The sequence below is a fragment of the Ulvibacter sp. 2210JD10-4 genome (assembly GCF_058148525.1).
This window is the reverse complement of the sequence record NZ_JBYVJZ010000008.1, coordinates 61,676-75,872: the sequence shown is the minus strand read 5'-3', so window position 1 is coordinate 75,872 and position 14,197 is coordinate 61,676. Positions and strand designations below refer to the sequence as shown.

Sequence of the window (14,197 nt, the reverse complement as noted above, 5' to 3'; positions counted from 1 at the left end):
AATTTCAATATCTCAATGAACTTAGTACTATTTAAAACTAAAACAAACCATCTATGACCGTTTTAGCGGGTGCAAATATACAATGCCTTTTTTCATTCTACCAAATCAATCCTAATCTTTTTTGAATCTTTTTTATTAACAATGTTTAAGACATTGAAATCGATGTAATTACAAGCAAAAAAAATATCAAAAATCGCGTGTTAGGGATTGAAGCGGCATCCTCTACTTTGCCCAAGGTAATGTAGAGATAAAGCGGAATGCCCGGCGCTCTTTAGTCGAAGACTGAAGAGGGCAACACCCAAAAATAAAAAAGAGCGAACTACTAATATAAAGAAAATCAAACTTCTATACAAGTCTCCCTTTTGTTCACTTATCAACAGTTTTCTTATTCCAATGCACAGAGAGTTCTAAATAGTCTATTGGGAAAGCCGGTTTTTGGCGTTCCAGAATCTTAGATTGAAAAGAGCGCTCCAAAATGTCTTCAATGAGGTAGTCTTCTTTATTGTCAAAAGGGCGATATTCTTCTTTAATGGATATATCGAACATTTTAGCCGTGGTATTATACCAAAAGGCGCGCCATCCCGTACGTAATTCTTTTACCAGATCGAATGCTGTCCTCCCGGTCTGCCTGTGGATGAGCTTTACCAATATTTGCCCTTCGGTACGGGTGAGTTTTTTTAATTTAGCTGAAAATTCTTCTTCAATATATTTTTGAATACGTTTGGTATACTTCTTTCGGTCCCGTTTTTTTTCTATGGTCTTTAAGCGCTCTGTCATAGTTGTTAAACGTTCTGAAGCCAATTTAGCATAAGGATACACCTTGCGGGTTTTACGACGTAAGATAAGATAGCGCCTCCGGTCTTGTTTTGAAGTAAATTCTAATTTCTTAAGTAATATAACCTCTTCGAGGTCAATAAATTCTCTTGGAATAGTGTCTCCTTCAATTATATAATAGAAAGTATCCGTGCTATCGTTCTTCTTCTCTGTATATTCTCTATCTGTTTGAGACGTAGCCACTAATGAAAAAAACAAAAAACTTACATACATGTAGTAGGTATATTTCATTACTATTTTAATTCCTCTATTACTAAAATCGTTCCAAAATTAAACAAATTGCAATGTTTACTTATTAATTAATTACTAATTTTGGCTTTCCTGAAAAAAACTTAATATGGCAACATCTATCTTAACAAAAAAATCGCTCACTTTCTTAAAAAATTATTTAAACAATGCTGCCCCCACCGGCTATGAATGGGATGGCCAAAAGCTGTGGATGGATTATTTGAAACCTTATGTAGATGAGTTTATTACAGATACTTATGGTACTGCTGTAGGGGTTATTAACCCTAAAGCCAAATATAAAGTCGTTATTGAAGGCCATGCAGATGAAATTTCCTGGTATGTAAATTATATAAGTGACAATGGTCTTTTATATGTCATTAGAAATGGAGGAAGCGACCATCAAATTGCTCCTTCCAAAATTGTAAATATCCATACTAAGAAAGGTATTAAGAAAGGAGTTTTTGGTTGGCCGGCAATTCACACTCGCAGTAAAGCAAAAGAGGAAGCTCCCAAGCCCGATAATATCTTTATTGATATAGGTGCAAAAGATAAGGAAGAAGTTGAAGCTATGGGAATTCATGTAGGTTGTGTGATTACCTACCCCGATGAATTTCACATCCTGAACAAAAATAAATTTGTATGCCGTGCTCTAGACAATCGTATGGGTGGCTTTATGATCGCCGAAGTAGCACGTCTTTTGAAAGAAAATAAAAAGAAATTACCTTTTGGATTGTATATAACCAATTCGGTGCAGGAAGAAATCGGGCTTCGGGGAGCGCAAATGATAGCAGAAAGAATTCAACCCAATGTAGCTATTGTTACCGATGTAACACATGATACTACTACTCCCATGATCGACAAAAAGAAAGAAGGTCATGCAGAAATTGGTGCAGGGCCGGTAATAGCCTATGCTCCTGCTGTACAACAAAGGCTTCGTGACCTTATTGTAGATACTGCCGAAGATAAAAAAATACCTTTTCAGCGCGCTGCATTATCCCGGGCAACAGGAACAGATACCGATGCTTTTGCATACAGCAACAGTGGGGTTGCAAGTGCATTGATCTCGCTTCCTCTACGGTATATGCATACTACTGTAGAAATGGTGCATCAGGACGATGTTGAAAATGTGATCAAATTGATCTATGAATCCTTACTGAATATTAAAAAAGATGAAACATTCAGCTATTTTGAATAAATGTGTTCATAAAGAATAAAATGAATAACTCTCACATAGTTGCTTTTTTTTATCTTAGCTGTTAAACTCCCCCCAGAACAGTGCTATTTAACTCATTTGATTTTGGCCTTTTTCTCGTTCTTGTCTATGCAGTATACTGGACAATTGGCACAAAGAAAAGGAATAGTCAAAATGTATTATTGCTTATTGCCAGTTATATATTCTATGGCTTATGGGATTGGCGATTTCTATCTCTTTTAATTATCAGCTCACTTGTAGATTATTTTGCCGGATGGATACTTCAAAGAGCTACATCAAACTCCATCAGGAAATTACTATTATGGAGTAGTATCGTTTGGAATCTTGGCGTATTGATCACTTTTAAATATTTTGACTTTTTTGTTTCCGGTTTCGCTGATCTGTTTGCCATCACTCTTACTGAAAATACCTATACTATCTGGAATGTTATTGTTCCCATAGGGCTTAGTTTCTACACGTTCCAAACCATGAGTTATACCATTGATGTGTACCGAAAGAAGGTAGCCCCAACTAAAAACCTAATCGAATTTTTATGTTTTGTGAGCTTTTTTCCGCAGTTAGTGGCTGGGCCTATTGAACGCGCAAAAAAACTACTTCCTCAATTTGAAAAAGAGCGGTCTTTTGACCTCCAAACTTCCAAAGAGGGTTTGCGGCAGATACTTTGGGGGTTGTTTAAAAAAATATTGGTTGCAGATAAATTAGGGATTGCAGTAAGTATGGTTTTTAACAATCCCGAGGGATATGGAAGCTTAATGCTCATATTTGCCGCCGTATTGTTCTGCTTTCAGGTGTATTGTGACTTTTCCGGTTATACAGATATCGCAATTGGTACCGCAAAACTATTTGGTTTTAGATTGAGTAAAAACTTTGACTTGCCTTATCTATCAAAAAGTATTACCGAATTATGGCAACGTTGGCACATTACACTCACGCAATGGTTTACTGATTACGTATACATTCCATTTGTGAAAAGTGCTAAACATATTACAAATAGTGTCCGTGCAATTGCCTTGTTAGTAACAATGTTTCTGGTAGGGCTTTGGCATGGGGCCAATTGGACCTATATTGCTTTTGGGATTTTCAACGGGTGCGTTCTGGTTTTTGAAAGAATGCCTTTTTTCAAAAGGAAAGGAACAGTCCGCAAAAAATTACAAAAAGCCCCACGTATTTTTTCTTTGGTATATGTTTTTATAATGTTTATCATATCAGCGGTTTTTTTTAGGGCAAATACAATTGAACAGGCTTGGATAATCTTAAAACGAATATTTACAGTTACTCCGGATACTGCTATTTCGAGCCTGATAGGTATTAAACTTTTCTATTTGGTGCTAATGCTCATAGCAGAAATGCTTACGCAGAAATGGGATTTTCCGCTTCAAAAGATCGAACTAAAATTACCAAAACCGGTGCGCTGGGCTTTATATTATGTGCTTATTGTTTTAATTATAAGATATGCAGAGCCTAAGGAGGCATTTATTTATTTTCAATTTTAGAGATGCAGAAAAGATTTATAAAATATTTGTTGCTGTTTTTTATCCCGGTACTACTGGGGTATATGGTTGTTGAATATTTTACACTTCACATCCCTTCAAACTATAAAAAGAATAGTGAATTACTGGATACTGAAGTCCAAAATCTGGAAGTATTAGTTTTAGGCTCATCACAAATGAAAGATGCCGTAAATGTGACTTTACTGAAGCAGCCTTCCATCAATTTAGCATCCGGAGACCAGCATCACAATACTGATTTTAAAATTCTGAAATCTCTCTTGCCTAAACTAAAAAGCCTTACTACCGTTGTTCTCGAAGTATCCTACAGTCATTTTGAATTGCCCCACAATAGCAAGGATTTCTGGAAGAACAGTGTATATCTAAAGTATTATGACGTTAACAGTTTTGAGCGTAAAACTTATTTCAAGGATGAGCTGATCTACTTGTCTTTTCCTCCTTTTTATTCTAAAAAAATATACAATCATTATATTACAAAGGAGGACCCCGTAAGTTATAATCGCTACGGATTTGATACACTTAATTATTCTGGAAAATTTAAAGATTCTAAATATGATGAAACCAAGATCATTGAAACAAATTTCAAGATAAATACCCGTCCCGATCTTGAAATATTTGAGAATAATACAAAACTATTTTTTGAAATACTTGATTTTCTGAAAGACAGCAACCTAAATGTCATCATCTGTAAAATTCCTATGTACAAGAGTTATCTCCCGCTACGTCACAAAGGAATTTTGAAGCGTCGCGACAGTATCTTACAAGTGGCATCCAAGAACTATGGCAATGTACATCTCTTTAACAAAGAAGAAGATACTCTTAATTTTTCAGTGAAAAATTATTGGAACGAGAGTCACTTAAATCCGGATGGCGCAGCTATATATACAGCAATGTTTCAGAAAGTATTGGATAGCTTACATTAATTATTTTTCATCTTATCAAAATATATTTTCGCTTCCTTCACCACTTTAGGTGCTAATAAAATAGTAGCCAGCATTGTTGGAATTGCCATAAGAGCAAAAAAGGTGTCGATCAAATTGATCATCATGCTCAAAGAGGTAGTTGCACCCATCAAAATACTTGCGATATAAAAATAATTATAGTACGATTTATGTTTCGCTCCAAACAAAAACGACATACACTTTGTGCCGTAATAGGAATATGAAAACAGTGAAGAAATACTGAATACTGCAATACAAAGCAGTAAAGCATATTTTCCATAACCGGGTATAGCTTCTGTAAAGGCATTTGCCGTTAAACTTACTCCATTTGCATCGCTGGATTGCCAAACTCCGGTTACTAAGATCGCCAATGCGGTAAGTGTACAGATAATAAGCGTATCTATTGCAGGCCCAAGCATCGCTACCAATCCTTCACGAATGGGTTCGTTAGTCTTTGCTGCACCATGTGCCATTGGTGCTGTACCAATACCTGCTTCATTAGAAAATGCTCCACGCCTTATACCCAATAAAATCAATCCACCAACAACACCTCCCAAAAAGGTGTCTCCTTCAAAAAAAGAAGCGGAAAAAGCATCGGTAAAGATCATTCCCAGGTACTTTGGCACCTCATCAATATATACCCCCAAAATAATAAGTACCATTACAAAATATAGCAACACCATTGAAGGCACTAACTTTGAAGCTGTTTTACTTATTCGGGACAAGCCTCCTAATATAACTACAGCAGTAACAGCTGCCAGTATAATACCAACGATGAGATTACTATTCAAGCCGGTATACAAGCCTGCGGGTTTCAGTAATATGTCGTTGATCGCTTGTGTTAATTGATTTACATTAAATACCGGAAGCGCACCTATTAAACCTGAAATACTAAAGAAAACAGCCAATGGTTTCCAGTTTTTACCTAATCCCTCTGTAATAAAATACATTGGCCCTCCCTGTATAGTACCCTGACTATCTTTGCCCCTGAACATAACAGCGAGAGAAGCTGTGAAAAACTTAGTAGACATCCCTATAACGGCACTTACCCACATCCAAAAGACAGCACCAGGGCCACCAATAGCTATGGCTACGGCTACTCCTGCGATATTTCCCATTCCTACAGTAGCAGAAAGCGCAGTGGTCAATGCCTGAAAATGAGTGATTTCTCCTGTATCACTTTCATTATCATACTTTCCACGTAAGACAGCAATTGCGTGCCCTAAATATCGAAAGGGTAAAAATTGAATTCTAAAAATTAAATACAGCCCTCCTCCTATCAATAAAACCAGCAAGGGAAGTCCCCAGGTATATGAGGACATTTGAGCGATGAGAGTATCCAGGATTTTTAAGATCTTTTCCATATTGAAACAACGAATGTAAAACTTAAATTTTTAAAATTAGAAGAGAAATTGTTACTTGCGTTGTTAAATGACCAAAAAACTAACATACTTTCTTCTACTGTGCTTATGCTGTATCTTAGCCCAAGGGCAAGAAACAAAAACAACAGCTAATCCTTTTATCATTACTCCGGAAGTAATGGCCGGAATCACTGCCGATTCAAATTCTAACTTTCCGGATCACGAATTTCAAAAACAATTGCTCATTAATTTGGGTTGGGAGCATGATTACAACCAACAGGAATGGGCACAGCGCCTAAAAGGCCCGCGAACCGGTCTTAGTTTTGGATATACCGACTTTGGAAATGCTGACAACCTCGGTGGTGCCATAACGGCAATGCCATTTATAGAGTTTAATACTTTCAGAAAGAAAAATCTAAAGGCGCAGGTAGGAATGGGTGCTTCCTATTTCACCAAAAAATATGATTCTATCAGCAATCCATTCAATCAGGCAGTATCCACAGATTTAACCTGGTCGTTCCGACTTTTTATGCATTATCAATTTATCACATCTCAAAAGGTGGATTGGCGTATTGGGCTTGGTTATTTTCATCATTCAAATGGACATACACGCTTACCAAACCAGGGATATAATTCATTTTTAGTAAGCCTTTCAGCAGATATAAAAGATCCGGCGAAAACTAAAAATGAAACTGACATTTCCTTAAAACAAGACCTTAACCGGAGTGTTTATGACTACTTTTCGTTTAGAACTGGCTATGGGATTAATGCCCTTTCTATTATCTATTTCAATAACAAAAAGGAAGTCTATACAATTTCCGGTGAATACGGTAAAGTATTCAACAATACATTTAAATTGGGGGGCGGATTCTACTATCGTTTGTACCAACACTACTATGACTATATTCGTGATAATGAATCCCTTGTTCAGGACGGAAGAGAATTTGATTTTTTTAAAGAAGACCCTTGGAGGTATGCAACTAATCTGGGAGTTTTTATAACCGGAGAATTTTTGTTGAATCATTTTGGAATTGACCTGCAATTAGGGGCAAATTTGCATAAGCCGGCCTATAAAATTGATTGGCGGATCAATGAAGGCTGGGATAATACTCCCAGAGACATTCCAGAATTCTGGATGTTGGGGGAATTTGGAAGTAAATTTAAATTGAAGCATGCTATATCTACACGTATGGGAATCAAGTATTACCTCATAGGTACATCAAAAGCACCAAAGAACAATTTGTTTTTGAGTTTTCATATTAATACAAACCTTGGCCAGGCAGATTTTACCGAGTTGAGTTTGGGTTATGTATATGGATTTAATTTCAGGGAAAGGAAAACTAAAACCCTCCGGTATTAATTAAAGATAAAAACCCGGGTCTGTATGTATTACTAATTGACAAATAATCTTTACCGATAAGTACCCTATTATTTTCTATGGCAGTAATTTTTTTTAGATGAACAATATACGACCTATGGATTCTTGCAAACTGCTTGGCAGGTAATATTTTTAAAATTTCACTCATTTTACCTAATACCAGGATTTTTCTATTTTCCAATTGATAAGAAATATAATTTCCTGATCCTTCTATATATTGTATCTCATCCAAGTCAATTCTATCAATCTTGATTCCGTTCTTTACAAAAATATAATCTTTCTCTATTTGTTCTTCTTTACTGTTTGTATCTCCAATATACGATAATGGAAGGTTATCCAACTTGTCATAAACCTTATTAACAGATCTTATAAACCTGTCAAATTCAATAGGTTTAAGAAGATAATCAACTACATCCAGCTGATAACTTTCGACGGCATATTCGGAATATGCTGTCGTTAATACAATAAATGGTTTTGTTGTTAGAGTCTTTATGAATTGTATGCCTGATAAATTTGGCATATTGATATCTAAAAAAATAAGATGTACCTCATTTTGTTTTATAAAATCAATCGCTTTTATAGGATTTCTAAATGAACTTAAAAGTTGTAAAGATGCAATTCTTTCAACATACTCCTTTAAAATTTCTATAGCTCTGGGCTCATCATCTATAATAATACAATTCAATTTCATACAAGCATTAATTTAATTCCAGTTCTAATGTAATACTATATTCATTTTTGTTATCAGTTATAAATAATTGATGTTTATCCGGGTATAACAATAACAATCTTCTTTTTACATTTTTTAAACCTACTCCAGAGTGTTCTTTAATTGATATGGCATCAAATTTACTATTAGAGACTCTAAAAGTTAGACGATTCTCTTTTGTTGTAATTAGAATATGTACAAAACACTCTTTCTCAATATGAAATCCATGTTTAAAAGCATTCTCAACAAAAGGAATAAATAGAATTGGAGCTATTTGCAAAGATAGGTCGGTATTTTCCATTTCAAATCTTAAATCTAAGGGGTCTTCATCCGAGATACGTAATCTCTGTAATTCTATATAACTCTTTAGATATTGTAATTCTTTATCAAGAGTAACCAATTCAACATTACTGTCGTATATCATGTATCTCATTATATGTGATAATTTAGCAATCCCGTCTGCTACAGTCTTATCACTATGTTTTCTCGCTTCCGCATATAAATTATTTAAAGTATTAAACATGAAGTGAGGATTGATCTGTGTTTTTAAAAAATTAAGTTCGGTCTGAAGTTTTTCCTGAATAATTCGTTTTTTTAAATGCTCATTTTTCAACCAATCTTTAGCAAGGTGATATCCAAAAGCAAGAAGCAAAAATAACACATGAAATAAAACACTATAGCTAATTAAATCCGAACCTTTTGTGATATCAAAATTATAATCAATAAAAATGTTAAAATTGATCAGTAAGGAAACTCCAAGCGTAAAAATAAATAGAAGCGAGATCGCGAGTATATTATGAGTTTTCCTTTTAGGTTTTAGCAGCTTTGGCACTAAAAAGAAAGCTGTAGTATAAAACATAGCTGCTTTAAAAACGAGGTCTACCGAAATCGCCAATAAAAAAATGTCTCTTGAAATAGTGGTCTTTAATATTTCACCATTATGATTTATCATTCTTACCCGAATGCCAAAATTGGTATACGTGATATAGAGTATAAGTACCCAAAACAATATATGCAAAAGAGGTTCAACTACTTTTTTCATACTAATGGAATCAATCCACTAAAATAAATATTTTAAACTGCTACCTAGCCCTTCTTTTGATAAGATTTATAATCCCTTATTTGAATTGAGGTATTTGTTATTCAACTTATCTTAAAACACATATCATTCAATTTAAACACTAATAGCAGCTGTTGAAATAATTGGTTTGGCAGATGCTACAATTCGAAAGTTATTTGCCTCAAAAAGAAAAAGTCAAAAAAGTGATCCTGTAAATTATTACAACCCTAAACTATTGCAAAAAAGAAAACCTATGAAAAAGAGAATCAACTTCATAAATATTACCGTAGCATTACTGTTAATTTGGTCTTGTACAAATAAATTGAAAATTTCCGGAGAGACATACTTACTGCACAACATTAATATCATTGATGTAACTAATGGAGATTTGATTGAAGAGCAGGCTATCCTAATAGACAATAACATTATAAAAAAAATCGGAAATTTCAATGATCTAAAAGAACTTGTACCTAAAGAAAACTACAGGAACTTAAACAACAAATATATTATTCCGGGCTTGTGGGATATGCATACTCATATCGATAAATTATCCGATAATTTTGAGCATTCAAAATCGATGCTAAGCTTATATACTCTAAACGGTATCACTTCAATTCGGGAAATGGGAGGTGATTTTAAAAAAATCAAGCCTTTAAAGGTTGCTGCAAACGATAACTATTTATTACCAACAGTATACACGGCCGGCCCAATACTGGAGAACAAAGACTTTGTTGACTGGGTGGCAAAAGTTGACAATGACCCGGAATTTAAAAAACAAAGAATAGGAATCTCTCATGAATCTGAAGTAGAAAAACTAATAGATTCAGTAAAAAAACTGGGAGTAGATTTTATAAAAATAAGAACTGCTGCTTCCAAAGAGATTTTTTTTGAAGTTGCAGAACAATGTAAAAATAAAGGTTTGAAGTTCTCCGGGCATGTTGATGCGAAAGTCGACCTATACGAAGCTGTAAAATCCGGTATTGCGTCACTAGAACATTTTGACATATTCCAACTTTCCGGAATGAGTGATTCTAAAATGGACTCTATTGTTGCCCTAATGAAAGATCTAAAAACCGGATACTGCCCAACACTCACGTATTTTAAAAAGCACAGGATATATGACAAAGAAAAAATATGGTCTTTTATCAATGATACCACGTACTCCAATTTTCCCACAAGAGCCTATGTTTCAAATAGACTATTAGAAAAATCGATCCAATCAATTAAGAGGGCCGAAGAATCTCAGGTTCCGTGGGAAAAACTGGAGTCTAATTTTTTACGTTTTGCAAAAAAGGCAATAAGCAATAACGTTAAAATATTAGCAGGGACAGATGGTGCTAATGCAATATCCCTCCCGGGCTTTGGTTTGATTGAAGAATTACAGTTATATGATAGTGAATTTAGGATGACGTCCTTACAAATATTACAATCAGCCACCATAAACCCGGCTTCTTATTTTGGTAAAGATGGAAAGATAGGATTGATTGAAGAAGGTTTTATAGCCGACATGGTAATTCTAGACAAAAACCCACTTCTAAATATCAAAAATATTAATACTGTACATAGTGTGGTCAAGTCCGGAAAACTAATCACTCAGGAAGAAATTTTAGACAAGCTAGCATCTATTAAAAAATATAACAGAACAATGATGTAATCTGTAAATATTCCTAATGAAAATTTATCAAACTGGGGTAAAGAATCATAGATGTTAATAAAAAAATAGTGAGTGGAAAATCACAAGTGTCAACTTTTCCATGATTTTGCCACATCAAAAAAAATATACTTTTAATAAATAACTTTTATAACGTTTAAAGCAATCTAATTTTCTAAAAATGCAAGGACATTTTTCTCAATTCGTTCATGGATATTGGTAACATCTGCTTTTTTAAACGTTTCGCCTGTAATATTCTCATAGAGCTCTATATATCTTTCTGAAACCGTTTCAATATATGCATCACTCATCGGAGGCACTTCTTGCCCTTCCAGGCCTTGAAAACCATTTTGTATGAGCCATTGACGAACAAATTCCTTTGAAAGTTGTTTTTGAACTTCTCCCCTTTCTTGTCTTTCTGAATACCCTTCAGCATAAAAATAGCGCGAAGAATCCGGCGTGTGAATCTCATCGATCAAAACAATTTTCCCGTCTTTTGTTTTTCCGAATTCGTATTTAGTATCCACTAAGATCAAACCTTGTTTGGCAGCAATTTCGGTACCTCGTTGAAATAATTTTTTAGTATAATCTTCCAATTGAAGATAATCCTCTTCCGAAACAATTTGCCGTTTCAAAATATCTTCACGGGAAATGTCTTCGTCATGGTCACCGGCTTCTGCCTTGGTTGCAGGCGTAATAATGGGTTGTGGAAATTTGTCATTCTCGCGCATTCCATCCGGCATAGGAACTCCACAAAGCATGCGTTTTCCTGCTTTGTATTCACGGGCAGCATGCCCGCTTAAATAACCTCGGATCACCATTTCCACTTTAAAGGGTTCACAAGCTTTACCAACAGCCACATTAGGGTCCGGAGTAGCTATTAACCAGTTAGGCACCAGATCTTCGGTAGCTTGCATCATCTTTGTAGCGATCTGGTTTAATATCTGCCCCTTATATGGAATTCCTTTGGGCATCACAACATCAAAAGCGCTAAGTCTGTCTGTTGCTATCATCACCAAAATATTGTTCTCAAGTGTATATACTTCGCGGACTTTTCCGTGGTAGACTTCTTTTTGACCCGGGAAGTTGAAATTGGTTGCTGTAATTGTATGGCTCATCAATTAATCTATATTTTCAATGGCTTTGTAAGCAGAGATCACTTTTTTCACTAAGCGGTGGCGGATCACATCTTTATCATCCAGGTAGATCATTCCAACACCATCAACATCTTTTAGAACAAGTAAAGCTTCTTTTAATCCTGAAATCACGCGGCGAGGTAAGTCAATTTGTCCGGGGTCTCCAGTGATCATAAACTTTGCATTTTTCCCCATACGAGTTAAGAACATCTTCATCTGGGCATGCGTTGTGTTTTGTGCTTCATCCAAAATAACAAAGGCATTATCCAATGTCCGTCCACGCATAAAGGCTAAGGGTGCAATTTGAATGATTCCTTTTTCTATATGTGATTCCAGTTTTTCATGTGGGATCATATCCCGAAGTGCATCGTATAAAGGCTGCATATAGGGGTCGAGCTTTTCTTTTAGATCTCCCGGAAGAAACCCAAGGTTCTCCCCTGCTTCTACAGCCGGTCGTGTAAGTATGATCCTTTTTACTTGTTTTTCCTTCAATGCTTTTACTGCCAAAGCAACTCCTGTATAGGTTTTACCGGTACCTGCGGGGCCTACTGCAAAAACCATATCGTTTTTTTGCATCTTTTCCACCAATTTGCGCTGGTTGGCAGTTTGCGCCTTTATTAATTTACCATTAACGCCATGCACTAAAACATCTCCTGTACTTTCCGGTGTTTCGTAATCTTCTTTTGTGCGGCTTAAAAGCACACGTTCAATTACATTTTCATCGATCTTATTGTATTTGGCAAAATGCTCCAATAGCATGGTAATTCTTCTGTCAAATTCCTCAAGAATCTCTTCATCTCCGTAAACCTTTATTTTACTGCCACGGGCAACAATTTTTAATTTTGGAAAGTATTTTTTTAGCAGGTCAATGTTTGAATTCTGAAGTCCGAAAAACTCACGGGGGCTAATTTCAGTTAATTCGATAATAAGTTCGTTCAAAAGCGGTACAATTAAATTTGTGAATACAATGTAAAGAATTAGTTTTACTAGTCACAAAAGTAACCTATTTTTGTGGTAATTTCATTAACAAAATATCAACAATTCATCAATGCCAATCATAACCCTAACTACTGATTTTGGAGAGAAAGATCACTTTGCAGGTGCGGTAAAAGGAGCCATTTACAATGAGTTGAAAGATGTAAGAATTGTTGATATCTCGCATTCGATCTCTCCTTTTCATATCACCGAAGCGGCTTATATCATTCAGAACGCATACCAAAGTTTCCCGCAAGGAACCATTCACATTATTGGTATTGACAGTGAATTAAACCCTGAAAACAAACATATTGCCGTATATCTGGACGGTCACTATTTTGTTTGTGCCAATAACGGTATCATTTCGATCCTGGCTTCAGAAATAATTCCTGAAAAAATTGTGGAGATCAATATTCACGACCGGATCACCAGCAATTTCCCTGTGTTAGATGTTTTTGTGAAAGTAGCTTGTCATATTGCCCGTGGTGGGACTTTAGAGGTAATTGGAAAAACGATCACAGGTATTAAAGAGCTTACCGGAATCCGACCTGTTGTAAATGTTGAATCCAACCAGATTATCGGTAACATCATTTATATTGACAACTACGGAAACGTAATTAGTAACATTACAAGGTCTTTGTTTGAAAAAGTGGGTAAAGGACGGGATTTCAGAATCACAGCGCGTACAGCCAATTTCACGAAGATACATACACACTACAGCGATGCCATTAATTTTGAATTACCCAGTGAGAAACGTGAAGAAGATGGCAAAAAGTTAGCGTTATGGAACTCTTCCGGATATCTGGAACTGTCCATTTATAAAAGCAATCCAAGTACCGTAGGTAGTGCTTCTACTCTCTTTGGATTGGAATACCGCGACACTATTACCGTAAATTTTAATTAGTATGTTTACAAGAATTGTAAAAATGGAGTTTGAAGTGGAGAACATCCCTGCATTTTTGGCTAATTTTGAAACTGTAAAATCAAAGATCCGGAATTTTCCCGGTTGCCTGTTCTTAGAATTGTATCGTGATAAAAAGGAGGAAACAGTTTTCTTTACCTATAGCCGTTGGGAAACAGAAGATGATTTGGAAGATTATAGGCAGAGTGAACTTTTCAAAGATGTTTGGACAACAACAAAACCAATGTTCCGTTCTAAAGCGCAAGCCTGGAGTGTGGACACATTACATACTCTCATTTAAT

The 14,197-nt window shown here is 35.5% G+C and carries 13 protein-coding genes; 7 read left to right on the top strand and 6 right to left on the bottom strand.

What is annotated here, in order from left to right:
* Positions 1–366: 366 nt before the first annotated feature.
* The gene (locus ACY2RT_RS15120; RefSeq protein WP_490156767.1) at positions 367–1,065 is read right to left on the bottom strand and encodes a DUF4294 domain-containing protein; all 699 of its coding nucleotides are present in this window, start codon (positions 1,063–1,065) and stop codon (positions 367–369) included.
* 106 nt (positions 1,066–1,171) lie between these two features.
* On the opposite strand from ACY2RT_RS15120, the gene ACY2RT_RS15115 reads away from it, so the two are divergent.
* The 3 genes from ACY2RT_RS15115 (at position 1,172) to ACY2RT_RS15105 (ending at position 4,706) form a co-directional block, all read left to right on the top strand.
* Positions 1,172–2,257, top strand: coding sequence for a M42 family metallopeptidase (locus ACY2RT_RS15115; RefSeq protein ID WP_490156766.1), 1,086 nt, complete (start codon positions 1,172–1,174; stop codon positions 2,255–2,257).
* 80 nt (positions 2,258–2,337) lie between these two features.
* Positions 2,338–3,768: an MBOAT family O-acyltransferase gene (locus ACY2RT_RS15110; RefSeq protein ID WP_490156765.1), complete on the top strand. Its 1,431-nt coding sequence runs from the start codon at positions 2,338–2,340 to the stop codon at positions 3,766–3,768.
* Positions 3,769–3,770: 2 nt separating this feature from the next.
* The gene (locus ACY2RT_RS15105) at positions 3,771–4,706 is read left to right on the top strand and encodes a hypothetical protein (protein WP_490156764.1); all 936 of its coding nucleotides are present in this window, start codon (positions 3,771–3,773) and stop codon (positions 4,704–4,706) included.
* Here the strand turns inward: ACY2RT_RS15105 and ACY2RT_RS15100 are convergent.
* A complete protein-coding gene (locus tag ACY2RT_RS15100) occupies positions 4,703–6,088 on the bottom strand; it encodes an alanine/glycine:cation symporter family protein (RefSeq protein WP_490156763.1) in 1,386 nt (461 codons plus the stop codon). The two genes, ACY2RT_RS15105 and ACY2RT_RS15100, sit on opposite strands and share 4 nt — an antisense overlap.
* A 67-nt stretch (positions 6,089–6,155) precedes the next feature.
* Between ACY2RT_RS15100 and ACY2RT_RS15095 the strand changes: the two genes are divergently transcribed.
* A complete protein-coding gene (locus tag ACY2RT_RS15095; protein WP_490156762.1) occupies positions 6,156–7,445 on the top strand; it encodes an acyloxyacyl hydrolase in 1,290 nt (429 codons plus the stop codon).
* Here the strand turns inward: ACY2RT_RS15095 and ACY2RT_RS15090 are convergent.
* Positions 7,426–8,154: a LytR/AlgR family response regulator transcription factor gene (locus ACY2RT_RS15090; protein ID WP_490156761.1), complete on the bottom strand. Its 729-nt coding sequence runs from the start codon at positions 8,152–8,154 to the stop codon at positions 7,426–7,428. The genes ACY2RT_RS15095 and ACY2RT_RS15090 overlap by 20 nt on opposite strands.
* A gap of 7 nt (positions 8,155–8,161) precedes the next feature.
* Positions 8,162–9,214: a sensor histidine kinase gene (locus tag ACY2RT_RS15085; protein ID WP_490156760.1), complete on the bottom strand. Its 1,053-nt coding sequence runs from the start codon at positions 9,212–9,214 to the stop codon at positions 8,162–8,164.
* A gap of 271 nt (positions 9,215–9,485) precedes the next feature.
* Here ACY2RT_RS15085 and ACY2RT_RS15080 point away from each other — a divergent pair, with 271 nt between their 5' ends.
* Positions 9,486–10,886, top strand: a complete 1,401-nt coding sequence (locus ACY2RT_RS15080) for an amidohydrolase family protein (RefSeq protein ID WP_490156759.1) — start codon at positions 9,486–9,488, stop codon at positions 10,884–10,886.
* Between the two features lie 164 nt (positions 10,887–11,050).
* On the opposite strand, the gene ACY2RT_RS15075 is transcribed toward ACY2RT_RS15080, so the two are convergent.
* A complete protein-coding gene (locus ACY2RT_RS15075) occupies positions 11,051–12,001 on the bottom strand; it encodes a phosphoribosylaminoimidazolesuccinocarboxamide synthase (RefSeq protein WP_490156758.1) in 951 nt (316 codons plus the stop codon).
* A gap of 3 nt (positions 12,002–12,004) precedes the next feature.
* Positions 12,005–12,958: a PhoH family protein gene (locus ACY2RT_RS15070; protein ID WP_490156757.1), complete on the bottom strand. Its 954-nt coding sequence runs from the start codon at positions 12,956–12,958 to the stop codon at positions 12,005–12,007.
* A 109-nt stretch (positions 12,959–13,067) separates the two neighbouring features.
* On the opposite strand from ACY2RT_RS15070, the gene ACY2RT_RS15065 reads away from it, so the two are divergent.
* Both ACY2RT_RS15065 and ACY2RT_RS15060 read left to right on the top strand, forming a co-directional pair.
* Positions 13,068–13,898: an SAM hydrolase/SAM-dependent halogenase family protein gene (locus ACY2RT_RS15065; protein ID WP_490156756.1), complete on the top strand. Its 831-nt coding sequence runs from the start codon at positions 13,068–13,070 to the stop codon at positions 13,896–13,898.
* 1 nt (position 13,899) lies between these two features.
* The gene (locus ACY2RT_RS15060; protein WP_490156755.1) at positions 13,900–14,196 is read left to right on the top strand and encodes a putative quinol monooxygenase; all 297 of its coding nucleotides are present in this window, start codon (positions 13,900–13,902) and stop codon (positions 14,194–14,196) included.
* Position 14,197 lies beyond the last annotated feature (1 nt).